Raw genomic sequence first — 21,420 nt, 5'->3', positions numbered from 1 at the left:
ATTGCGAAGCGATCGTAAAACCTCAGAACGTGATTTAACAGGTAGACCACGTTCTACGGACTTACGACGGCTACGCCGCCGAACGCAGCCTCCGGCAGCTGCTACGGGTTTTGTATTGTTAGTTAAACCGCAAAAATCTTGCCGGGGTTCATGATGCCTTTCGGGTCAAACACTGCCTTGAGCGCTTTCATGTACTCGATCTCGACCGGCGAACGGCTGTAGGTCAGGTAATCACGCTTGGTCATACCCACGCCATGCTCAGCAGAGATCGAACCGTTGTACTTCTCGACGGTTTCAAATACCCACTTGTTCACTGTCGCGCACTTGGCGAAGAACTCGTCCTTGCTCAGGTTTTCCGGCTTGAGGATGTTCAAGTGCAAGTTGCCGTCACCAATGTGGCCGAACCAGACGATTTCGAAATCCGGGTAGTGTTCGCCGACAATCGCGTCAATTTCTTTCAAAAATGCCGGGACTTTCGACACAGTGACCGAAATGTCGTTTTTGTAGGGCGTCCAGTGGGAAATGGTCTCGGAGATGTACTCGCGCAGTTTCCACAGGTTTTGCAGCTGGGTTTCGCTCTGGCTCATCACGCCATCGAGCACCCAGCCCTGTTCCATGCAGTGTTCGAAAGTTTCCAGGGCCGCGGTGGCCACTTCTTCGGTGGTCGCTTCGAATTCCAGCAGCGCATAGAACGGGCAGTCGGTCTCAAACGGCGAAGGCACATCACCACGACCCATCACTTTGGCCAGCGCCTTGTCGGAGAAGAACTCAAACGCCGTCAGATCCAGCTTGCTTTGGAACGCGTGCAGCACCGGCATGATCGAGTCGAAATCGGCCGTACCCAACACCATCGCAGTCAGGTTTTTAGGTGCACGGTCCAGACGCATGGTGGCTTCCACCACAAAACCCAGGGTGCCCTCAGCGCCGATAAACAGCTGACGCATGTCGTAGCCGGTGGCGTTTTTGATCAGGTCCTTGTTCAGTTCCAGCACATCGCCCTTGCCGGTCACGACTTTCATGCCCGCCACCCAGTTGCGGGTCATGCCGTAGCGAATCACCTTGATCCCGCCGGCATTGGTGCCGATATTGCCGCCAATCTGGCTGGAACCTGCAGAGGCGAAATCCACCGGGTAGTACAGGCCGTTCTCTTCGGCCAGGTTTTGCAGGTGCTCGGTGACCACACCCGGCTGGCAGACCACGGTGCGGTCGGTCAGGTTGATGTCCAGCACTTGATTCATGTAATCGAACGACACCACCACTTCGCCATTGGCGGCCACGGCGGCGGCGGACAAACCGGTTCGCCCACCCGATGGCACCAGCGCAACGTTGTGGGCGTTGGCCCACAGCACGATGGCCTGCACTTGTTCGGTGGTTTTGGGGAACACAATAGCCAGCGGGGCCGGGGCGAAATGCTTGGTCCAATCCTTGCCGTAAGCATTAAGGGAGTCGGCGTCGGTCAGGACCTTGCCAGGCTCTACCAGGGTCTTTAGCTCATCAATCAAGGCAGGATGGGTCATCAACAGAACTCTCGAACAATTCATGGTCATCCTGAGAACGCTTCACGTCGCAGGAATGGGTGTTTAGCGGGGCTCTTATGCTAGCATACGACCCCCCCGTAGAATCGAGCCGTAGGACGATTCTCGGTGCCGGTCTTCACGCCGGCCAGGTCAGCTCTCGCTGTCCATTCCCTGCCATTTTTTCTCTGGGACACAGGTTTACGCAGATGAGCAAGACTTCTCTCGATAAGAGCAAGATCAAGTTCCTTCTTTTGGAAGGCGTCCACCAATCCGCTGTTGAAGTACTCAAATCTGCCGGGTATACCAGCATTGAGTACATCACCAGTTCCTTGCCTGAAGCCCAGCTGAAGGAAAAGATCGCTGATGCCCACTTTATCGGCATCCGTTCTCGTACCCAGCTGACCGAAGAAGTGTTCGACTGCGCCAAGAAATTGGTTGCTGTTGGTTGTTTCTGCATCGGCACCAACCAGGTCGACCTCAACGCTGCTCGCGAACGCGGTATCGCTGTTTTCAACGCTCCTTACTCCAACACCCGTTCGGTGGCCGAGTTGGTACTGGCTGAAGCGATCCTGTTGTTGCGTGGCATCCCTGAGAAAAACGCTTCCTGCCACCGTGGTGGCTGGATCAAAAGCGCTGCCAACTCCTTCGAAATCCGGGGCAAGAAGCTGGGCATCGTCGGTTACGGTTCGATCGGTACTCAGCTGTCGGTCCTGGCTGAAGGCCTGGGCATGCAAGTGTTCTTCTACGACACCGTGACCAAACTGCCATTGGGCAACGCGACTCAGGTCGGCAACCTGCACGAACTGTTGGGCATGTCCGACATCGTGACGCTGCACGTGCCTGAAACCGCCGCCACTCAGTGGATGATCGGTGAGAAAGAAATCCGCGCCATCAAAAAGGGCGGGATTCTGATCAACGCCGCTCGTGGCACCGTAGTTGAGCTGGACGCCCTGGCTGACGCGATCAAGGACAAGCACCTGATCGGCGCCGCCATCGACGTGTTCCCGGTTGAGCCGCGCTCCAACGACGACGTGTTCGAAAGCCCGCTGCGCGGCCTGGATAACGTAATCCTGACCCCGCACATCGGCGGCTCCACCGCTGAAGCGCAAGCCAACATCGGTCTGGAAGTGGCAGAAAAACTGGTCAAGTACAGCGACAACGGTACCTCGGTATCGTCGGTGAACTTCCCGGAAGTGGCCCTGCCGGCTCACCCTGGCAAGCACCGTCTGCTGCACATCCACGAAAACATCCCGGGTGTGATGAGCGAGATCAACAAGGTCTTCGCCGAAAACGGGATCAACATCTCCGGCCAGTTCCTGCAAACCAACGAAAAAGTTGGCTATGTAGTGATCGACGTCGACGCCGAGTCTTCGGACCTGGCGCAAGAGAAGTTGCAGACCATCAAAGGCACTATCCGTTGCCGCGTGCTGTTCTAAACGCGCTGCAATAAAAAGGGAGACCCTAGGGTCTCCCTTTTTTATGCGTCGAAAACGCTTATTTCACATCAACTGTGATTTTCTTGGACACAATGCTTGGCTTGAACGGTACGTGAACCTGGTTGCCCAGCACCAACTGCAAGGTGTGCTTGCCTGGTGGCAGAGTTACCTGGGTTTCAGTCTGGGCCTTGCCGAAGTGGATATGGTTGGCGTCGGCCGGGATGGGTGCGTTCTCGGCAGGCAACTGGTCGACATCGATCAGCAGGTGGTGGTGGCCTGCGTGAGGGGTGGCCTCGGTAATAGGCGCCAAAGGCATGCCTTCGATACCGAACTTGACCGTGAAGGTTTGATCAACCGTTGCACCGTCTTTAGGTTCGACGATGAACACTTTGCCGCCTTTTGGAGCCGGTTCCGATTCCAGGCCAGCCGCTGAAGCCATGACCGAAGCGCCCATCAATACAGAAGCCAACGCAACACGAGACAGTAGAGCTTTCATTTTTTTCTCCGGTTTTTTTGCAAAATTCTTCGATGCAAGACAACTTTGAGTCAATCTGTTGTCCAACGCCGCAATTGACCAACATAAAGCAAAGCGAACGCCAGTTGCGAATCGCTTGCAACAATTTCAAAGGAGTGACCATGCGTTTTCTGCCAGGCCTGATGCTTTTACTGCCATTGGCGAGCCCTTTTGCTCAAGCTGAACTGATCGATGACGTGAACGACCGCGGCGAACTGCGCATTGCCCTCGAGGGCGACATGCCGCCGTTCAGCTTCAAGCAGGACGGGCGCCTGACCGGCTTCGACGTCGAACTGGGCGAACTGTTGGCACAGGAACTGGAAGTGCATCCCTCCATTCTTGTTACCGACAGCGCTGACCTGCTGCCGGGTGTTGAGAGCGGTAAATACGATGTCGCCATCAACCACATCGCTTTGACTCCCGAACTCCAGGATCGTTTCGACTTCAGCGAACCTTACAGCCACACCCAAGCACAGAAGATCGCCCGCAAGGAAACACCGCACCCGGCCAATACCCTTGCAACACTTCAGGGTCAGCTTCTAGGCGTAGCTCAAGGCAGCCAGTTTGTCGAACATCAGCCATTGGTGACCGTGGCTCAAAAGCCGCCGGTCACGGATGAGGAAGTGACGCTGGCGATACCCTTCCAGAAGGGCAACCCAGCGTTCCAGGCCAGCCTGGACAAGGCGCTGCAACGGGTCAAGGCCGATGGCCGGCTAGAGGCGTTGTCGCAGAAGTGGTTGGTCGGGGATGCAACCCAGCCGTAGGAGTTTTACCCCTGTAGCCGCTGCAGCAGGCTGCGATGGGCAGCGCAGCGGCCCCGACATTTTGAGGGTCCTGCGGACCTTATCGCAGCCTCGTACCTCGTCAGCGGCTGCAGCTTCGTATTACTCGCGCAACACCTTCACATCACTGGCCTTCACTTCAGCCGCCTTGTTGCCCCAACTGGTACGGATGAAATTGACCACATCGGCCACTTCCTGATCCGACAAACGCCAGTCGAAAGCAGGCATGGTGAAGGTCGACGGCGCCGTATGTGTCGCTGGCAACGTCCCACCTTTAAGCACGATATGTATCAGCGACGTCGGGTCGTTTGACTGCAACACCGGGTTACCCGCCAATGCCGGGAACACGCGGGTATAGCCGTGACCATCAGTCCGATGGCAGGCCGCGCAGTTGTCGATATACACCGCCGCGCCGCGCTTGCTGTCGTCACCATTCCATAGGGCATCAGCCACCGTCGAGTCGTACTGATGCGGGGCATCCGCAGGGTCAACCGCAGGTAACGACTTCAAGTAGCGAGCGATAGCGGTCAGGTCTGCCTCGGACATGTACTGCATGCTGTGTACGATCACATCACTCATGCCGCCAAACACCGCACTGCGATCGCTGCGTCCGGTCTTGAGGAACTGCACCAACTGCTCTTCGTTCCAGCTACCCAGGCCGTCCTTGTGGTCGCCACGCAGGTTCTTCGCGATCCAGCCTTCCAGCGGTGCGCTGCCTGACAGGAACGCCGGGCTGTCGCTGGCGCTCAGGGCTTTTTCCTGCATGGTCAGTGCCCGTGGTGTGTGACACGCGCCGCAGTGACCGAGACCTTCCACCAGATAGGCGCCACGGCTGAGCACCGCGTCTTGCCCGGCTTGCGGCTTGAAGTCTGCAACCGCTGGGGCAAACAGCCAGCGCCAGATTGCCAGCGGCCAGCGCATGCTCAGCGGCCACGGAATATCGGCTTCCTGATTGGCTTGCTCGACGGGTTTAACGCCCTTCATGAAATAGGCATACAACGCCTGCATGTCGTCCTGGTTGACCCGCGCATACGATGGATACGGCATGGCCGGATACAAGGTGCTGCCGTTTTGCGCTACGCCGTGGCGTACGGCTTTGTCGAAATCTTCAAAGCTGTAGCTGCCAATGCCGCTTTTACCCGGCGTGATATTGGTCGAATAGATCGTACCGATCGGGGTTTCCATCGCCAGGCCACCGGCAAACGGCTTGCCGTCCTTGGCCGTGTGGCAGGCCACACAGTCACCGGCGCGAGCCAGGTATTCACCTTGCTTGACCAGTGCCTGTGGGTCGCTGTCAGCGGCCACCGCCGAGAAACTGCTGAACAGGGCCAGGGTCGCAATAACAAATGCTTTCATGGTCATCGCTCCTTATGCCTGAACCAGTGGGCCGGGGTTTTTCAGGTACTGCTCGCGGATCGCCCGGGCCGACCAATAGGTCAACGCAGCAACCAGGCCGGTCGGGTTGTATCCCAAGCCTTGCGGGAAGGCCGATGCACCCGGCACAAACACGTTGTGTACGTCCCAGCTCTGCAGGTAACGATTCAGAGCGCTGGTTTTCGGGTTCGTCCCCATGATCGCGCCACCGTTGAGGTGGGTGGTCTGGTAGGAGGCCGTGTTGAAGTGATCACCCACTTGCTTGCCGATTCGTGCAATGGCCTTGGGGTTCATCGCGTCGGCGATCTTGCCCATTTTTTCCATCATGAAACGATTCATTTTGATGTCGTTTTCTTGCCAGTCGAACGTCATACGCAGCAACGGCTGACCGTAGGCATCGCGATAGACCGGGTCCAGGTCGAGGTAGTTGCAACGGTAGGATTGATGCGCACCGTGGGAGTCCATCGACACCTGGTGGGTGTAGTAATCGGCGGTTGCACGCTTCCAGGCACTGCCCCAGGCCGGAGTGCCCGGCGGGTTCGAGGTGCCGGCAATCGGTCGGCTGCCCGCCTGGTTGACCCACATCGGCGAACCACCGACAAAGCCGTGAGGCCCGTGGTCGAAGTTGTCCGCGTTGAAATCATCAATCGCCACGCCATTGCCGCCCGCGCCGATAAAGTTGTTGGTGTGCACGTCTTTATCGAAGTAGGCCTTGATGGTGCCCATGTTCTGATAAGCGAAGTTGCGGCCCACCACACCTTCGTTGGTGACTGGGTCGTAAGGCTTGCCAATCCCCGACAGCAGCATCAAGCGCACGTTATGCAGCTGGAACGCGCCCAGAATCACCAGGTCGGCCGGTTGCTCGATCTCGCGGCCCAGTGCGTCGATGTAGGTCACGCCGGTGGCCTTGCTTTTGCTGCTGTCCAGATTGACCCGAATCACATGGGCGTCAGGGCGCAGCTCAAAGTTGGGCAGCGGCTTGAGCGCTGGGAGAATGTTTACGTTGGGTGATGCCTTGGAATACATGTAGCAGACATAGCCGCTGCAAAAACCGCAGAAATTACACGGCCCCATCTGCGCACCATAGGGGTTGGTGTAAGGTCCCGAGGTGTTGGCCGATGGTAGGTTGTAAGGTTTGTAACCCACCTCATTGGCCGCTTTCTGAAACAACTGTGCGGAGTAGGTGTTCTTCTGCGATACCAGCGGGAAGTTATCGGAGCGATCCGGCGCATAAGGGTTGCCGCCCTTGCCTTGACCGACCAGTTGACCGTTGACGGTCCAGGCCTGGCCCGAGGTACCGAAGACTTTTTCGGCGTAGTCAAAGAACGGCTCCAGCTCTTCATAGCTGACGCCAAAGTCCTGGATGGTCATGCCCTCAGGGATAAAGTTTTTGCCGTAGCGTTCTTCGTAATGGCTGCGCATGCGCAGCTCTGTCGGGTCGACCCGAAAGTGCACGCCCGACCAGTGCAAACCCGCGCCGCCCACACCGTTGCCAGGCAAAAACACACCCAGTTGGCGGTTCGGCAGGGCCACATCCTTGATGCTATGGCGGATAGTGACGGTTTCTTTGGAGACGTCCTGAAACAGCTTTTTACGCACGCTGTAGGTCAGTTCGTCGATCACCTGTGGATAGTTACCGTCCGGGTAGGTGTCCTGCATTGGGCCGCGTTCAAGGGCCACAACATTCAGGCCAGCTTCGGTCAGCTCTTTGGCCATGATCGCGCCGGTCCAGCCAAAACCGACGATAACTGCATCAACTTTCTTCATAACGGTCGACATGCTCAAGCCCTCTCGCCGCGGATGGAAACTGCCGGGAAGGGGTACTGCTCGTTGCGTTCAACCCAATCCATAAAATCAGCGCGCGCGCCGGGGAAGCCGATCATGGTCCAGCCGACCATGCCCTTGTTGCCACCGTGAATCGGGTCGCAAAAGAAGCCTTCCTTGGTGTTTTGCAGCAAAAAGCTGAAAAACATTTTGGCTGGAACGCTCTCGAATTTAGGGGTGCCCGCTTCCAATTGTTTGAGCACTTCGTCTCGGGTAGCGCTGTCTAGCCCAGCAAATGTTGAGTTATAGACCTTTTTGCACAGTTCCTCCGTGGCAGCGATGCCCAGACGATAGATCTGCTTTGGCACCAATTTGCTCTGCCAGCCCATTTCAGGTGGCGCGTCGGCATTGAACGGCCCTTGCATAAACCACAGCGCGCCGCTGGCATAGGGCGTGTTCATCTGGCGGTCGATATATTCCGGAACACCAGCTTCCAGAGCGCCGGGGCCTTGCTCGTCTGCCGGGATCAGACGCGCGACAGCGGCGTTTACAAACACCCACTCTTCAGCGGTGAACCAAGTCGGCTCGTAGGCTTTGCCAGGGCTCGAAGGTCGCTGTGCAGGCTCAGGTGCTGCGGCCGCAGGCGTGGCCATCAGCACGGAACCACCAAGGCCGGTGCTGGCGACGGTGACCACTGGAATCAGGGTCAGGGTTTTGCGCAAAAACTCACGCCGGGGATTGTCTTGCTCAGACATGCGGGGCACCTCATCAGGCAGTCACGGATTACAGCCGCTCATGGGCGGCTTTTCGTTTTGGCAGCGATACGGGTCGACGTCGACCTAAGGAAAACAACACGCAGGCAAAATTTGGTTACAAATACTAACAGGCCAAGCGCCTGGATGAATCGTTTCATGCGTGATTTTGCCGCAGCTGCCATCAGCGCTATAACAGAATTTTTACAAACAGCTCACAGGGTTTTGATCCGGTTTGACTCAATCTGCCGCCACCTCCTGATAATCCCTGTAGAAGTGGTCGAACTGACATGCCGAAAACCCGGTTTTTCCCTGCTCTGTGCCTGACATTACTGGCAGCCTTTGCGTTGCCTCAGGCTCAGGCCGACGAAACAACCCAGGCGCGGCCAGCGCAGTGGGCACAACCCGTTGCTGCGCAATACAACCTGTATCAAATGTCACCGACCCTGTACCGCAGCGCCTTGCCCGACAGCGCTGCACAGCCGTTGCTGGAAAAACTGCAGATCGCCACCGTGATCAACTTCTTGCCCGAGGCCGATGACGCCTGGCTCAAGACCCCCGGTGTCACCCAAGTCCAGCTGCCTTACCGGACCAATCATGTGGATGACGCCGATGTGCTGGCCGCATTGCGCGCCATTCAAACCGCACAAGCCCAGGGCCCGGTGTTGATGCACTGCAAACACGGCGTGGACCGCACTGGCTTGATGGCAGCGATGTACCGCGTGGTGGTGCAGGACTGGAGCAAGGAAGACGCACTCAAGGAAATGACTCAGGGCGGCTTTGGCCAGACCTCACACTTCAAGGATGGCGTCAGCTACATGACGAAAGCCGATATTCCCAAATTGCGTGAAGCCTTGAGCAGCGGCGCCTGCAGTACCAGCGCGTTTGCCTCCTGCGCGGTAAAGGGCTGGTTCAAGTCCAGCTGACTGTTGGCTCGCGCCCACTGCTCCAAAGCAGCCTTGCGCTGTTGTCGGGGCAGTTTGCCGAGTTGTTCAACCTCGCGATAAAACCTTGGCCAATCGCGATCAAGGTGTTCAAACAGCGCAGCGAAAGCCGGCACCCATTGGTCGTACAGGCCAAACGGCAGCAGCTTTGCGTTATTCATCGGCGCATTGACCCACGCATCAAACCGATTATTCCCAGCCCATTCCTTATGGCGTAACTGACGGTACTCGCGGCGCATTCGCTCAAACTCTGCAGCTTTGCGCTGACGCATTTCAGCGTCAGGCACAGGCTGTGCGTAGAGGTCTTGCAGGCGCTGACGGGTGTTGAGTACTAACCCGACAAACTGCTCGCGCTGCTTCAAGCTATCGCGGCTTGAGGGCGGCAGCCCTTGGTGGGCGCGCCATTGGCGGGTACCTTCCTGTTCAACGAAGCTGGCAAAAGACTCATTGAACTCACTGTCATCCTTCACATAGACGCGCTGGTGCGCCAGTTCGTGAAAAATCAGGGTGGCCAGGCGCTCATCGCCCCAGGTGAGCATGCTGTTGAGGATAGGGTCATCAAACCAGCCCAATGTCGAGTAAGCCTCGACCCCACTGATAAGCACGTCATTGCCCTGCTGATGTTGCAGGGCCGCTTCGCCGCGCGCCGCACCCTGGCTGTAAAAACCTCGGTAGGCCACGCACCAGGCAATCGGAAAGCAATGGGTCACGGGGTTGAGGGAAAACTCTGGGGTGGCAAATACATTCCACACCACATAGGGCCGTTTGAGGTCGGCATACAGGCGATAGCTCTGATTGTCCGGCAGGTACAAATGCTGGCTGGCAAAGGTGCGGGCAGCCTGGGCATTAGCCAGATGCTGGCGCAGGACAGGCGGCTGCTGCGGGTCGGCAATCACCTTGGCCACCGGCTGGCGGGCTTTTAATAATTGCCATTGGCCATCGGCCAATTGAGCGTAGTACGCAGCACTGGAACAGCCATTGAGCAGCGGTATCAGGGCAATGGCGAGCAGGCAGCGAATACGCAACGTCATAAAGCGATCTCGATAGGCGAGTGGCGAGTGGCGCAAGATTAACCGAAGGCGACACGCGATAGGCCAATGGATCAGCGCTATGCTTGTGCTTCACACCCTTGTGGAAATCACAATGCGCACGTTTTTGCTATTGCTGACAGCCTGCCTGCTGAGCGCTTGCGTCAGCACGCCATTGCCCGCGCCGGACCCGAAGATGGCCTGGGTCGACCTTGAAACACAAACCGGCAAGCTGGTGATGGCAGAGCGCCTGGACAATCAGCGCATGAGCGACGGACGCTACTTTCAAGTCACCCCGGGCAGCCATGAATTGATGGTGCGTTTCGATTTCGAGGTATTTGTCGGCGGCATGGGCATGTTCAGCGATCCGCAGGAACGGCTGTGCTATGTCACCGTCAATTACGATAACTTCGAGCCCGGCCAGCATTACCGGTTGCAAACACGCTCGCTGGGTTTCAACGCCTACGCCCGACTGTACAACGCAGCGGGCAAGGTGGTGGCCGAGGAGCGGCTGGTTAACTGCTTACCGTGAGGCCTGACGATCGTTGTTCTGATAAATGATTTTTTTGCTGCCGTATTCGCACGACCCAACCACCATATTCTCGTCATGGACGTCTTCGGTAGTCACGATTTCCAGCGTGTAGGACGACACATTGTTGGCCTGGATCTTGGCTTCGATTTCAGCCTTCAGTTCTTCACACGGCTTGGGGGCAGCCAAGGCCGAAGTAGCCATGGCGCAGCAAACAACAGCTAGAGCAAAACGTTTCATGGTGAGACTCCCTTGAGGCAGGACGCAAAGTCATGATCTGACGCGAGTGGCGATCATTCGATCACATTTAGCGCAGCACAGGACTGATCTGTCGCAGCCGGGTACCAACTGCCCGGGCCAACGCCGCCCCGCTTATGGCTGCGGAGCGGCGTGTACCGTCAGCTCACCAGCGTGGCGTCGAGAGTGATTTTCGCATTCAGCACCTTGGACACCGGACAGCCTTCCTTCGCCTTGGTGGTCAGTTCGTCAAATTGCGCCTGGGTTGCGCCGGGCACTTTGGCCTTGAGCACCAGATGCACGGCAGTGATCGCAAAGCCTCCGTCCACCTGATCCAGCGTAACCTCGGCAGTGGTGTCGATACTGTCGGCCTTGAGGCCGGCATCACCGAGGATCATCGACAGCGCCATCGAAAAGCAGCCCGCATGGGCTGCGCCAATCAGCTCTTCGGGGTTGGTGCCCTTGCCGCCTTCAAACCGGGCCTTGAAGCCATATGGCGCTTCGCGCAGCACGCCGGTTTCCGTGGAGATGGAGCCGATACCGGTTTTAAGGTCGCCTGCCCAATGAGCCGATGCTTTCTTTTTGATACTCATGCGTGCCTCCTGAAGTACGGCGCGAAGGTTTCACGCCTTGAATGAACTAGTGAGGGTAGTTCGTCTCACAAAGTTCATCTTGTCGGACCAGTCGTCATTTTTATCGGATCAATTCCCTGCCCACCATTGAAACTCGGGTATATGCCCATATTGCTGTAAGCACTGGCAGATCAAGCGAGCACCTTGACCTGCATCCCACCTGGAGTAGCCAGCTGATGAAACGATTGTCTGACATCAAATTCTCGACCCTCGACCTGGTGCCTGTGCGCGAAAATGGCAGCGCCGCCCAGTCGTTGCGCAATTCGCTGGACTTGGCACAGCACGTAGAAAAGTTGGGTTACAACCGTTTCTGGGTCGCCGAACACCACAATATGGACGGCATCGCCAGCTCGGCGACCTCGGTATTGATCGGTTATCTGGCCGGGGGCACTTCGACCATTCGCGTGGGCTCGGGTGGCGTGATGCTGCCCAACCATGCGCCGCTGGTGATCGCCGAGCAGTTCGGCACTCTGGAAAGTCTGTACCCGGGGCGGATCGATCTGGGCCTTGGTCGTGCGCCGGGTTCGGACCAGATGACCGCCCGCGCCCTGCGCCGTGAGCGTTCAGGCAGTGCCGATGACTTCCCGCAGGATGTGGCCGAGTTGATGCGCTATCTGGGCCCCCGCACCCCGGACCAACAGATAATCGCCATGCCGGGCACCGGGAGCAACGTACCGGTCTGGCTGCTGGGCTCCAGCTTGTTCAGTGCACAACTGGCCGGTGAACTTGGCTTGCCTTACGCCTTTGCCTCACATTTCGCACCGCGCTTGATGCACGAAGCGATTCGCGTGTATCGCAACCACTTCAAGCCATCGGCGACCCTCGACAAACCTTACGTGATGCTTGGCATTCCGCTGGTTGCAGCCGATACCGACGAGCAGGCCGAGTATCTGGCCACTTCTGTACAACAGCGGATTTTGGCGTTGATGCGTGGGCAAAGCCTGGTGCAGCGCCCACCTGTGGAAACGATGGATGGCCTGTGGTTGCCCCACGAGAAAGAGGCGGTGATGAGCTTCCTGGGTCTGGCTATGGTCGGCAGCCCGCAGAAAATTCGCGCCAAACTGGACGTCTTGATCGAACAAACCCAAGCGGACGAGCTGATCTTTACCTGTGATTTGTATGAGCATGCAGACCGCATTCATTCGTATGAATTGCTGTCGCAGGTGATGAAAGAGGCTTAACCCTAAAGCAAACGTGGGAGCGAGCCTGCTCGCGATGGCATCGACGCAGTTCAACTGAAACACCGCGTCGTCTGGCAGCGCGAGCAGGCTCGCTCCCACAGAGAATTACCCGCGCTTGTAGACGATTTCCTTGGTACCGCCTTCGCAGGTACCCACTACTTTGCCGTCAGCCGAAGTGCCTTTTTCCACAGTGGTCAGCGAATAATGCTGGGGCCCGTGAGCCTCAATCTTCGCGGCGATTTCGCTTTTCAGTTCTTCACAAGGCTTGCCCTGTGCAAACGCCGTTCCTGCCAGACTCAGCAAACCTACAGCCAATAAAATCTTTTTCATCGGTCACATTCCCCGGTCAAAACAAAAAGGGTGCAATGCGCATGTGCCGCATTGCACCCAGACGGTGTAGCGGACTTTATGGCAAACGGCCAGCCCGCTGATCAAAAGGCTGTGTCAAATCAACTGGTAGCAATCCGAAAACCGATTTTGAGTGTCACCTGATAGTGCGCCACCTTGCCGTCCTTGATGTGCCCGCGGGTGTCGATCACTTCGAACCATTCCATGTGTTTGATGCTTTTGTTGGCCTCGGCCAGTGCATTACCGATGGCGTCTTCTATGCTGCTCGGGGACGAGCCTACCAGTTCAACTTTCTTGTAGGTGTGATGGTCAGACATAACGTTCTCCTTTGTCGTAGATCAAAGCCTAGCAGCGATTGTGCTAAATACTTTGTAGGCAATCTGAAAGGAAAAGTTCAGGCCAACTGCACTTTCTGAAATCTGCGTAGTCGGACTTAACAAGCACCTCACTCATCAATGCAGGAGAGCCCTAATGGCTAGCAACTCTTTACGTAAAGCCTCATTGCAAAGCATGGAAGCAGAGATCGAGAGCCTGCTCAAGTCTCTGGAAAGCCTCAAGCACGATGCTTCGGACGAATCCAAAAAGACGCTTAGCGCCCTCAAAAGCAATGCCGAGAATGCACTCAAGCATTCGCGCCATCTGCTCAGCGATGCCTACGAAGAAGTGAAAGACAAAACCCGCGAAACCGCGATCGCCACCCGCGAATACGCCCAGGAACACCCGTATGCCACCGCAGGCGTTGCCATAGGCGCACTGGGCCTGCTGGCGGCCTTCCTGATGTGCAAGCGCGGCAACTAATCCGCGCTACGCGCAAGCTCAGCCTTGAGCCATTGCGCCAGTTGCCGGGCGCGCCCATCTGCGGCGCGCTTGGGCAACCATAACGTCAACTGCGCCGCAGTCTCGTTGAAGCCCCACGGCGCCACCAGGCGTCCTGCCTGAAGGTCTTGCACCACCAGCGGCTCGGGGGCAATTGCCACACCCAGGCCCGCAACGGCGGCCTCAAGCAAGTAATACAAGTGTTCAAACCCCTGCCCGAACTTCAAGTCCTTTGATTCGATTGCATTCTGCTGCGCCCAGTTTGGCCAGGCCTGAGGCCGCGAAGTGGTGTGCAGCAACGGTTCGTCGAGCAAGACGCTGGCCGGGGCGTGACGCAGTTGTTCGTAGCGCGCATAGCGCGGGCTGACCACCGGTCCAATACGCTCACTGACCAACTCATACACCTGCATATCCGCGGGCCACGGCGGCTCGGCAAATACCAGCAAGGCATCCAGCCCTGGGCGTCGCGGGTCGAGATCGCCTTCACCGGCCGACAAGTGCAAGCGCAAGTCCGGCAAATCGGCATTCAGTCGACCCAAGCGCGGAATAAACCAGCGCGCCAGCAAACTGCCTGAACAGCCCAGCACAAACGGGGCATCAACCTGGTTTTGCGTGAGTTCAGCGCACACATTTCGTAGACGTTCGAAAGCTTCGCTGCTGGCATCACGCAGGCGGGTTCCGGCGTCGGTAAGCTTTAGTCCACGCCCTTCCTTGACGAACAGGCTCACCCCCAAGTGCTCTTCGAGTACTTTTAGTTGGCGACTAACGGCGCCGTGGGTGACATTCAATTGCTCGGCCGCCTGGCTGACGCTAGTCAGGCGGGCGGTGGCTTCGAATGCCCGCAAGGCATTCAGGGGAGGGAGGTCGCGACTCATGATATCTGTGAGTTTTCCTGACAGGTTACGGCGATCTTATCGGTTTTCATCCTGGGCTGTCGCGGGTAAAGTCAGGTCCATCGACCTTCGTAACTTTTTATCTGGAGCGTCACATGACTCAATCCACCTTGCGTACCGGCCCTGATGCCAATGGCCTGTTTGGCTCATTCGGCGGCCGTTACGTGGCTGAAACCCTGATGCCGCTGATCCTTGATCTGGATCGCGAGTACGAGCTGGCAAAAACAGACCCTGAGTTCATCAAGCAACTGGCCTACTTCCAGCGCGACTACGTGGGCCGCCCAAGCCCGCTGTACTTCGCCGAGCGGCTCACCGAGTTCTGTGGCGGCGCCAAGATCTACCTCAAGCGCGAAGAGCTGAACCACACCGGCGCGCACAAGATCAACAACTGCATCGGCCAGATTCTGCTGGCGCGACGCATGGGCAAAAAACGCATTATTGCCGAGACCGGCGCCGGCATGCACGGCGTGGCCACCGCCACCGTGGCAGCGCGCTTTGGTCTGCAGTGCGTGATCTACATGGGCACCACCGACATCGAGCGCCAGCAGGCCAACGTGTTCCGCATGAAGCTGCTGGGCGCTGAAGTGATCCCGGTTATCGCGGGCACCGGCACTCTCAAAGACGCAATGAACGAAGCCCTGCGTGACTGGGTGACCAACGTTGAAGACACCTTCTACCTGATCGGTACTGTGGCGGGTCCACACCCGTACCCAGCCATGGTGCGCGACTTCCAGGCCGTGATCGGCAAGGAAACCCGCGACCAGATGCAAGCCCAGGAAGGACGCCTGCCAGACAGCCTGGTGGCATGCATCGGTGGCGGCTCCAACGCGATGGGCCTGTTCCACCCGTTTCTGGATGACACCAGCGTCGAAATCATCGGCGTGGAAGCGGCGGGTTACGGCATCGAAACCGGCAAACACGCGGCCAGCCTCAACGGCGGCGAGCCGGGCGTACTGCACGGCAACCGCACCTTCCTGTTGCAGGACGACGATGGCCAGATCATTGACGCCCACTCGATTTCAGCGGGTCTCGACTACCCTGGCATTGGCCCTGAACACGCCTGGTTGCACGACATCGGCCGCGTCGAGTACACCTCGGTGACCGACGACGAAGCCCTGGACGCCTTCCACAAATGCTGCCGCCTTGAAGGCATCATCCCGGCCCTGGAAAGCGCCCACGCGCTGGCCGAAGTATTCAAACGCGCACCCACCCTGCCAGCCGATCACCTGATGGTGGTCAACCTGTCCGGTCGAGGCGACAAAGACATGCAAACTGTGATGCACCACATGGAAAACTCTCAACAAGAGCAATCCCAGCAGGAGAAACACTAATGAGCCGCCTGCAAACGCGCTTCACCGAACTCAAGGAGCAAAATCGCGCAGCCCTGGTCACCTTCGTCACTGCCGGTGACCCGGATTACGCCACCTCGCTGGCGATCCTCAAGGGCTTGCCTGCAGCGGGCGCCGATGTGATCGAATTGGGCATGCCCTTTACCGACCCAATGGCCGATGGCCCGGCGATTCAGCTGGCCAACATCCGCGCCCTGGGTGCCAAGCAGAACTTGGCCAAAACCCTGCAAATGGTTCGCGAGTTTCGTGAAGACAACAGCGACACGCCGTTGGTGCTGATGGGCTACTTCAACCCGATCCACCACTATGGTGTACCCAAGTTTATTGCCGAAGCCAAAGCGGCAGGTGTAGACGGCCTGATCGTGGTCGACATGCCGCCCGAGCACAACAGCGAGCTGTGCGATCCGGCGCAGGCAGCGGGCCTGGACTTTATCCGTCTGACCACGCCGACCACTGACGATGTGCGCTTGCCAACCGTGCTGGCGGGCAGCTCGGGCTTTGTGTACTACGTATCGGTAGCGGGCGTGACCGGTGCCGGTTCCGCGACAACCGAGCAAGTGAGCGCGGCCATTGAGCGTCTGCGTCGCCATACCGACCTGCCGATCAGCGTGGGCTTTGGCATCCGCACCCCAGAACAGGCTGCGGCGATTGCGCGGTTGGCAGATGGCGTGGTGGTGGGCTCGGCCTTGATCAACAAGATCGAGAATGCAGCGACGCCTGAGCAGGCGGTGGATGGTGTGCTGAGCTTGTGTGCAGCGCTGGCAGAAGGCGTGCGTAGCGCCCGCTAATTCAAGATCAAGAGCCCCTCACCCTTGCCCTCTCCCGGAGGGAGAGGGGACTAAAGTCAAAAGCAGTTTTGCGCCACACCCAAGATCGGCTCCCTCTCCCTCGGGAGAGGGTTGGGTGAGGGACAAGGTTCACGCGATCTTACTTCTGCGTCCCATCATCGTGCAGCAAATTGGCCTGGGTCAGGTTGCTGCCCGCGGGCACGCTGCGGGTCAGCCATACGTTGCCGCCAATGGTCGAACCCTGGCCAATGGTGATGCGCCCCAAAATCGTCGCGCCAGCATAGATCACCACATCATCCTCAACGATCGGATGGCGTGGATGGCCCTTCTGCAATTGCCCTGACTCATCCGCCGGAAAGCGCTTGGCGCCCAGCGTCACAGCCTGATAGATCCGCACACGCTCGCCGATAATCGCGGTTTCTCCGATCACAACGCCCGTCCCGTGATCGATAAAGAAACTACGGCCAATCTGCGCGCCGGGGTGAATATCAATGCCGGTGGCCGAGTGCGCAATTTCTGCACTGATCCGTGCCAGCAATGGCAAACCGGCGCGGTACAGGTGATGCGCCAACCGGTGATGAATCACCGCCAGAATCCCCGGATAGCACAACAACACTTCATCCACACTGCGCGCCGCCGGGTCGCCGTGGTAAGCAGCCAGCACGTCGGTGTCCAAAATGCCGCGCAAGCCGGGCAGGGCCAAGGCAAAGTCCTGAATCAGCAAGGTCGCGGTCGCATCCACACCCTCGTCGGGTAACCCGCCCTGGCGTGCCGCGTAGCGCAGCTCCAGCCGAGCTTGGGTCAGCAACGCGTTCAGCGCCACATCCAGTGTGTGGCCGACATAGAAGTCTTCGCTCTCTTCACGCAGGTCTACCGGGCCCAGACGCATTGGAAACAATGCGCCGCACAAGGCTTCAAGAATATCGGCCATCGCGGCACGTGACGGCAGCTCACGACCGCCCTGTTCCCCGCTGACACGCCCGTTTTGTGTACGCCACTGGTTTCGCGCCGTGCGCAGTTGGCAGACGATGGCCTGCAATTGCCAAGGATTGGAACGATCACTCACGATGAATACTCCGCACGATGGCGGCTGGATCGACCAGCCGAAAATTGGCAATGACTTTACGCTATCAAAAGGTTGGCGACTCGGGCAATCACTGGTTAACGCCGACGCCAGGCGCGCCAGCCCACCCCTACGATGACCAGCAACACCAACCCGCCAAAAATGGCCATGCTCAAGCCCTGATAACTGAACAGCGGCTTCTCGATGCGCACATAGCCTGGCTCGGCAAACAACTCGCGCAATGCCGTGTTGGCTTGCTTCAGGGTGATGGCCTGAAGCTGTTTGGCCGGGTCGGCGAAGTGCCCATCGTCGTAGTCGCCCAACGAAGACCAATAGTAATCGGCCAGCGCACTGTTGCCTTGCACCGACCACGCCTTGCGGGCAATGGCGGCGTTCTTGAGCCGGGCAAATATCTGCGGATCCAGCCCGTCCTTGAGCAGTTGCGCCTTGAGTTGCTCAACCACCTGCCGGGCCTGGGCCACGTTATCGCGTTCAACATCCGCATTCAGGCTCAAGAAGCCCACGCCGCCGAACACTTCGCGCTCAGCCCAGGGCCCGTAAGACAAGCCCTTCTTGAGCCGTAGCTCGCTGTACAGCGCCCACTCCAGATAATCGCGCAGCAGGCTCCAGGTTTCATCGGACAGGCCTTCGATCACCGGCTCCGGCAACAGCCAGTGCAGGGTCGCAGTGTCGCCGACCACCCCGCGCACCAGTTCGCGCTCGGCGTCGGCCTTGGCATCAATCGCGGCAAGAGGTTTGTGTTCGCTGGGCTCAACCGGCTCGAGCGCACCGTAGGTACGCTCCAGATAGGCTGGCAGCAGCCGGTCGAGGTCACCGACGATAATCAGCGTCATGTTGTTGGGCGCATACCAGTTCTGGCGCACAGCCTCTAACTGCTGGCGCGTGAGGTTATGCACTTCTGCCCGCTCGGCGCACTTAAGCCCCAACTCGACCGCCAACTGATTACTGGCGCTGTGGCCCAGGTCCTGGCGGTCCAGCCAACGCTGCAAGTGCGAGTAATGACCGCCGTCTTCGCGTTCAACCACTTTCTTGGCGTCGCTGATACGTTGCTCGGTCAGTTGCGTACGGGTCAGCAGGCCCAGGAGCAGGTCGAGGATTTTGCGCTGGTTCCTGGCCGGAGCTTCAATCACAAACGTGGTGTCGGCATTGCTGGTGAAGGCATTCCACTCGCCACCCAGCGCCTGCATGCGCTCCTCCAGGCCACCTTCGCCAGTGTCGTCGATCCCGCTGAACAGCATATGTTCCAGCAAGTGCGGCAATTGCTGGTCGGCGCATGAAAAATCATCCAGGCCCACACCCACCACCAACCGAATGGCCACGTGCCCGCGCTCATTGCCGGGTTTGAGGATCAGTTGCAGACCATTGGGCAGTTGATAGCCCTCGACACTGTAACGATCAAGGGCAAAGCCCTGAGTTGCGCCAAGCAGTAAACAGATGAACAGCAGGCAACGCATAAAAAATCCCTGAATTCTCGAATCCTTGAGCCCGTGCAGCTTAGTCGCTGCTTACCGGCTGACAACAGCCCGCCCCACAACGTTCAAGGTGAATGCTGGGTATCAGCTGCGTCACTGAGCTCCAGCGCTCCGGTTTCAGAGGTTTCCAGCACCACATAAGCGCTGCCACAGAACAGCGAATTCAGGCGCTGCATATCAGCGATCAGCTCCAGATGCATTGAACTGGTCTCGATACTTTGAGTGATTTTACGTTGCAGACGACTCACGTGAGCGTGGGCCAAACGCCGCTCTTGCGCGCGAAAGCGGCGCTTTTCGCGCAACAGCTGGCGTGCGCTCTGAGGATCGGAGCTGAGGAAAACCGTCAGCCCAAGGCGCAGGTTTTCGATCAACTGGGTTTGCAGCCCCACAAGCTCCTCCAGCCCCGTTTCTGAAAACGATCGGCGCTGCGAGGTTTTCTGCTGCTGGACTTTACGCAGCATGCGTTCGATCACGTCGCTGGCAAGCTTGAGGTTGATCGCCAATTCGATGATTTCTGCCCAACGTCGGCTGTCTTGCTCACTCAAGTCTTCCCTGGGCATCTGCGCCAGGTAGAGTTTGACTGCGCTGTACAGCACTTCGACTTCATCGCTCAGGGTGCGCATTTCCTGGGTGACGGCGGTCTGCTTGCCGCGCAGAACATCGAGCATATTGACCAACATGGTGTCGATCAGGTCGCCAATGCGCAGGGTCTCGCGCACTGCGTTGGTCAGTGCCAGGCTCGGTGTGTCGAGCGCTGCCGGGTCCAGATGACGCGGCTTGACCACGCCGTTGGTTTGTTCGCGCTCGGGCAGCAGCCAGGCGCAAATGCGCGCCATCAGACTCACTGTCGGCAACATCAAAAAGCAGCGCACGGTGTTGTAGAGCAGGTGAAAGCCGATCACCAACTCCTGCGCGCTGTAGCTGAGGCTGTCCATCCAGGCCACCAGCGGATTGAGCACGGGCATGATCAGCAACAGGCCGATAAGTTTGTACAGCAGGCTACCCAGAGCCACCTGACGTCCGGCGGCGTTTTGCATATTGGTACTGAGAAACGCCAGCACGCCGCTGCCAATATTGGCGCCAATCACCAAGCCGATTGCCACGTGCAGGCTGATCACGCCGGCGCCAGCCAATGTGGCGGTCAGCAGCACGGCCGCCAAGCTTGAGTAGGAAATCATCGCGAACAGGGCGCCGACCAGCGCATCCAGCAGTATGTCGCCGGTCAACGAGGCGAAAATCACCTTTACGCCTTGGGCATGGGTGATCGGTGAGGCAGCTTCTACGATCAGTTGCAGCGCCAGGATAATCAGCCCCAGACCGATCCCGACGCGGCCCAGTTGCCCGGCACGGGTTTGCTTGCGGGTCAGAAAGAAAATCACACCCAGGAAAATCAGCAGCGGTGACAACCACGACAGGTCGAAGGTCAGCACTCGGGCCATCAGGGCCGTACCAACATCGGCACCGAGCATGGTTGCCAGCGCGGGGGTGAGTGCCATCAGCCCCTGGCCGACAAATGATGTGACCAGCATGGCCGTGGCGTTGCTGCTCTGCACCATGGCCGTGACCACGATCCCGGCGACAAAGGCAAACATGCGCCGGGACACGTTTTGCCCGATGACATGACGCAGGTTGGTGCCGTAGACCCGCAGAATGCCGGTTCGGACGATATGCGTGCCCCAGATCAACAGGGTCACGGCTGAAAGCAGATTGAGCAGGGTCAGCATGCTGGCTCCCTGTAATGGATGTGTCTAAGGATCAGATAGCTGCGGGCCGTTCTTACAGATGTTTCTTAAGATGTAGTCGGCATTTGAGCAGAACGCCAGCATCGCATAGCTGGCGGAGGGTTGAAACGTTTGTGAAACAGATTGGCCAAGCCTTCTGTAGCCGCTGCCGAGGGACGAGGCCGCGAAGCAGCCCCGGTATTTTGAAGGTCCTGCGGCCCTTATCGCAGCGTCGTACCTCGTCAGCGGCTACAAGATA

Annotated in this window: 22 protein-coding genes; 8 read left to right on the top strand and 14 right to left on the bottom strand. The window is 58.2% G+C overall.

Annotation, left to right across the window (positions count from 1 at the left end):
• Window positions 1–122: 122 nt before the first annotated feature.
• A complete protein-coding gene (locus V6L79_RS03515) occupies window positions 123–1,517 on the bottom strand; it encodes an FAD-binding oxidoreductase (RefSeq protein WP_321835226.1) in 1,395 nt (464 codons plus the stop codon).
• Between the two features lie 206 nt (window positions 1,518–1,723).
• On the opposite strand from V6L79_RS03515, the gene serA reads away from it, so the two are divergent.
• A complete protein-coding gene (gene serA / locus V6L79_RS03510) occupies window positions 1,724–2,953 on the top strand; it encodes a phosphoglycerate dehydrogenase (RefSeq protein WP_048361436.1) in 1,230 nt (409 codons plus the stop codon).
• A 58-nt stretch (window positions 2,954–3,011) separates the two neighbouring features.
• Here the strand turns inward: serA and V6L79_RS03505 are convergent, their stop codons facing one another.
• Window positions 3,012–3,449, bottom strand: a complete 438-nt coding sequence (locus tag V6L79_RS03505; protein WP_261740398.1) for a DUF4399 domain-containing protein — start codon at window positions 3,447–3,449, stop codon at window positions 3,012–3,014.
• Window positions 3,450–3,589: 140 nt separating this feature from the next.
• Here V6L79_RS03505 and V6L79_RS03500 point away from each other — a divergent pair, with 140 nt between their 5' ends.
• Window positions 3,590–4,231 (top strand): transporter substrate-binding domain-containing protein, encoded by a 642-nt coding sequence (locus tag V6L79_RS03500; RefSeq protein WP_338579824.1) that lies wholly within the window; start codon window positions 3,590–3,592, stop codon window positions 4,229–4,231.
• A gap of 120 nt (window positions 4,232–4,351) precedes the next feature.
• Here V6L79_RS03500 and V6L79_RS03495 read toward each other — a convergent pair whose 3' ends face one another.
• The 3 genes from V6L79_RS03495 to V6L79_RS03485 are packed head-to-tail and all read right to left on the bottom strand — an operon-like array spanning window position 4,352 to window position 8,142.
• Window positions 4,352–5,611, bottom strand: a complete 1,260-nt coding sequence (locus V6L79_RS03495; protein WP_405046608.1) for a c-type cytochrome — start codon at window positions 5,609–5,611, stop codon at window positions 4,352–4,354.
• A gap of 6 nt (window positions 5,612–5,617) precedes the next feature.
• Window positions 5,618–7,402 (bottom strand): GMC family oxidoreductase, encoded by a 1,785-nt coding sequence (locus V6L79_RS03490; RefSeq protein WP_261740395.1) that lies wholly within the window; start codon window positions 7,400–7,402, stop codon window positions 5,618–5,620.
• A gap of 2 nt (window positions 7,403–7,404) precedes the next feature.
• Window positions 7,405–8,142 carry a gluconate 2-dehydrogenase subunit 3 family protein gene (locus tag V6L79_RS03485; RefSeq protein WP_261740394.1) on the bottom strand — a complete coding sequence of 246 codons (738 nt, stop codon included), beginning with the start codon at window positions 8,140–8,142 and terminating at the stop codon, window positions 7,405–7,407.
• Between the two features lie 287 nt (window positions 8,143–8,429).
• Here V6L79_RS03485 and V6L79_RS03480 point away from each other — a divergent pair, with 287 nt between their 5' ends.
• Window positions 8,430–9,065, top strand: coding sequence for a dual specificity protein phosphatase family protein (locus V6L79_RS03480; protein WP_261740393.1), 636 nt, complete (start codon window positions 8,430–8,432; stop codon window positions 9,063–9,065).
• On the opposite strand, the gene V6L79_RS03475 is transcribed toward V6L79_RS03480, so the two are convergent.
• Window positions 8,954–10,114, bottom strand: coding sequence for an aminopeptidase (locus tag V6L79_RS03475; RefSeq protein ID WP_338579823.1), 1,161 nt, complete (start codon window positions 10,112–10,114; stop codon window positions 8,954–8,956). The two genes, V6L79_RS03480 and V6L79_RS03475, sit on opposite strands and share 112 nt — an antisense overlap.
• Before the next feature lie 112 nt (window positions 10,115–10,226).
• Here V6L79_RS03475 and V6L79_RS03470 point away from each other — a divergent pair, with 112 nt between their 5' ends.
• Window positions 10,227–10,643, top strand: a complete 417-nt coding sequence (locus V6L79_RS03470) for a hypothetical protein (protein ID WP_261742524.1) — start codon at window positions 10,227–10,229, stop codon at window positions 10,641–10,643.
• Here the strand turns inward: V6L79_RS03470 and V6L79_RS03465 are convergent.
• A complete protein-coding gene (locus V6L79_RS03465) occupies window positions 10,635–10,880 on the bottom strand; it encodes a DUF1161 domain-containing protein (protein ID WP_261740391.1) in 246 nt (81 codons plus the stop codon). The genes V6L79_RS03470 and V6L79_RS03465 overlap by 9 nt on opposite strands.
• A gap of 158 nt (window positions 10,881–11,038) precedes the next feature.
• The gene (locus V6L79_RS03460) at window positions 11,039–11,470 is read right to left on the bottom strand and encodes an OsmC family protein (protein ID WP_094999634.1); all 432 of its coding nucleotides are present in this window, start codon (window positions 11,468–11,470) and stop codon (window positions 11,039–11,041) included.
• Between the two features lie 215 nt (window positions 11,471–11,685).
• Here V6L79_RS03460 and V6L79_RS03455 point away from each other — a divergent pair, with 215 nt between their 5' ends.
• Window positions 11,686–12,690 (top strand): LLM class flavin-dependent oxidoreductase, encoded by a 1,005-nt coding sequence (locus tag V6L79_RS03455; protein WP_261740390.1) that lies wholly within the window; start codon window positions 11,686–11,688, stop codon window positions 12,688–12,690.
• 105 nt (window positions 12,691–12,795) lie between these two features.
• Here V6L79_RS03455 and V6L79_RS03450 read toward each other — a convergent pair whose 3' ends face one another.
• Complete coding sequence (locus tag V6L79_RS03450) at window positions 12,796–13,020, bottom strand: DUF1161 domain-containing protein (RefSeq protein ID WP_338579822.1); 225 nt, start codon at window positions 13,018–13,020, stop codon at window positions 12,796–12,798.
• 119 nt (window positions 13,021–13,139) lie between these two features.
• Window positions 13,140–13,355, bottom strand: coding sequence for a dodecin (locus V6L79_RS03445; protein ID WP_261740388.1), 216 nt, complete (start codon window positions 13,353–13,355; stop codon window positions 13,140–13,142).
• Window positions 13,356–13,509: 154 nt separating this feature from the next.
• On the opposite strand from V6L79_RS03445, the gene V6L79_RS03440 reads away from it, so the two are divergent.
• Window positions 13,510–13,836: a YqjD family protein gene (locus V6L79_RS03440; protein ID WP_261740387.1), complete on the top strand. Its 327-nt coding sequence runs from the start codon at window positions 13,510–13,512 to the stop codon at window positions 13,834–13,836.
• Here the strand turns inward: V6L79_RS03440 and V6L79_RS03435 are convergent.
• Complete coding sequence (locus V6L79_RS03435; RefSeq protein WP_338579821.1) at window positions 13,833–14,729, bottom strand: LysR family transcriptional regulator; 897 nt, start codon at window positions 14,727–14,729, stop codon at window positions 13,833–13,835. The two genes, V6L79_RS03440 and V6L79_RS03435, sit on opposite strands and share 4 nt — an antisense overlap.
• A 113-nt stretch (window positions 14,730–14,842) precedes the next feature.
• On the opposite strand from V6L79_RS03435, the gene trpB reads away from it, so the two are divergent.
• Complete coding sequence (trpB, locus tag V6L79_RS03430) at window positions 14,843–16,078, top strand: tryptophan synthase subunit beta (protein WP_261740385.1); 1,236 nt, start codon at window positions 14,843–14,845, stop codon at window positions 16,076–16,078.
• Window positions 16,078–16,884, top strand: coding sequence for a tryptophan synthase subunit alpha (trpA, locus tag V6L79_RS03425; RefSeq protein ID WP_338579820.1), 807 nt, complete (start codon window positions 16,078–16,080; stop codon window positions 16,882–16,884). Before trpB ends, trpA begins: the two co-directional genes overlap by 1 nt.
• Before the next feature lie 139 nt (window positions 16,885–17,023).
• On the opposite strand, the gene epsC is transcribed toward trpA, so the two are convergent.
• The 3 genes from epsC to V6L79_RS03410 all read right to left on the bottom strand — a co-directional run bounded on the left by epsC (window position 17,024) and on the right by V6L79_RS03410 (window position 21,164).
• Window positions 17,024–17,950 (bottom strand): serine O-acetyltransferase EpsC, encoded by a 927-nt coding sequence (gene epsC / locus V6L79_RS03420; RefSeq protein ID WP_261740383.1) that lies wholly within the window; start codon window positions 17,948–17,950, stop codon window positions 17,024–17,026.
• Between the two features lie 95 nt (window positions 17,951–18,045).
• Window positions 18,046–19,422 carry a pitrilysin family protein gene (locus V6L79_RS03415; protein ID WP_321838251.1) on the bottom strand — a complete coding sequence of 459 codons (1,377 nt, stop codon included), beginning with the start codon at window positions 19,420–19,422 and terminating at the stop codon, window positions 18,046–18,048.
• A gap of 83 nt (window positions 19,423–19,505) precedes the next feature.
• A complete protein-coding gene (locus V6L79_RS03410; protein WP_321835192.1) occupies window positions 19,506–21,164 on the bottom strand; it encodes a Na/Pi cotransporter family protein in 1,659 nt (552 codons plus the stop codon).
• Between the last annotated feature and the right edge of the window lie 256 nt (window positions 21,165–21,420).

The organism is Pseudomonas sp. ML2-2023-6 (assembly GCF_037055265.1).
GTDB lineage: Bacteria > Pseudomonadota > Gammaproteobacteria > Pseudomonadales > Pseudomonadaceae > Aquipseudomonas > Aquipseudomonas kulmbachensis.
The sequence above is the reverse complement of the archived record's forward strand: the minus strand, read 5'-3'. Positions and strand labels throughout refer to the sequence as shown.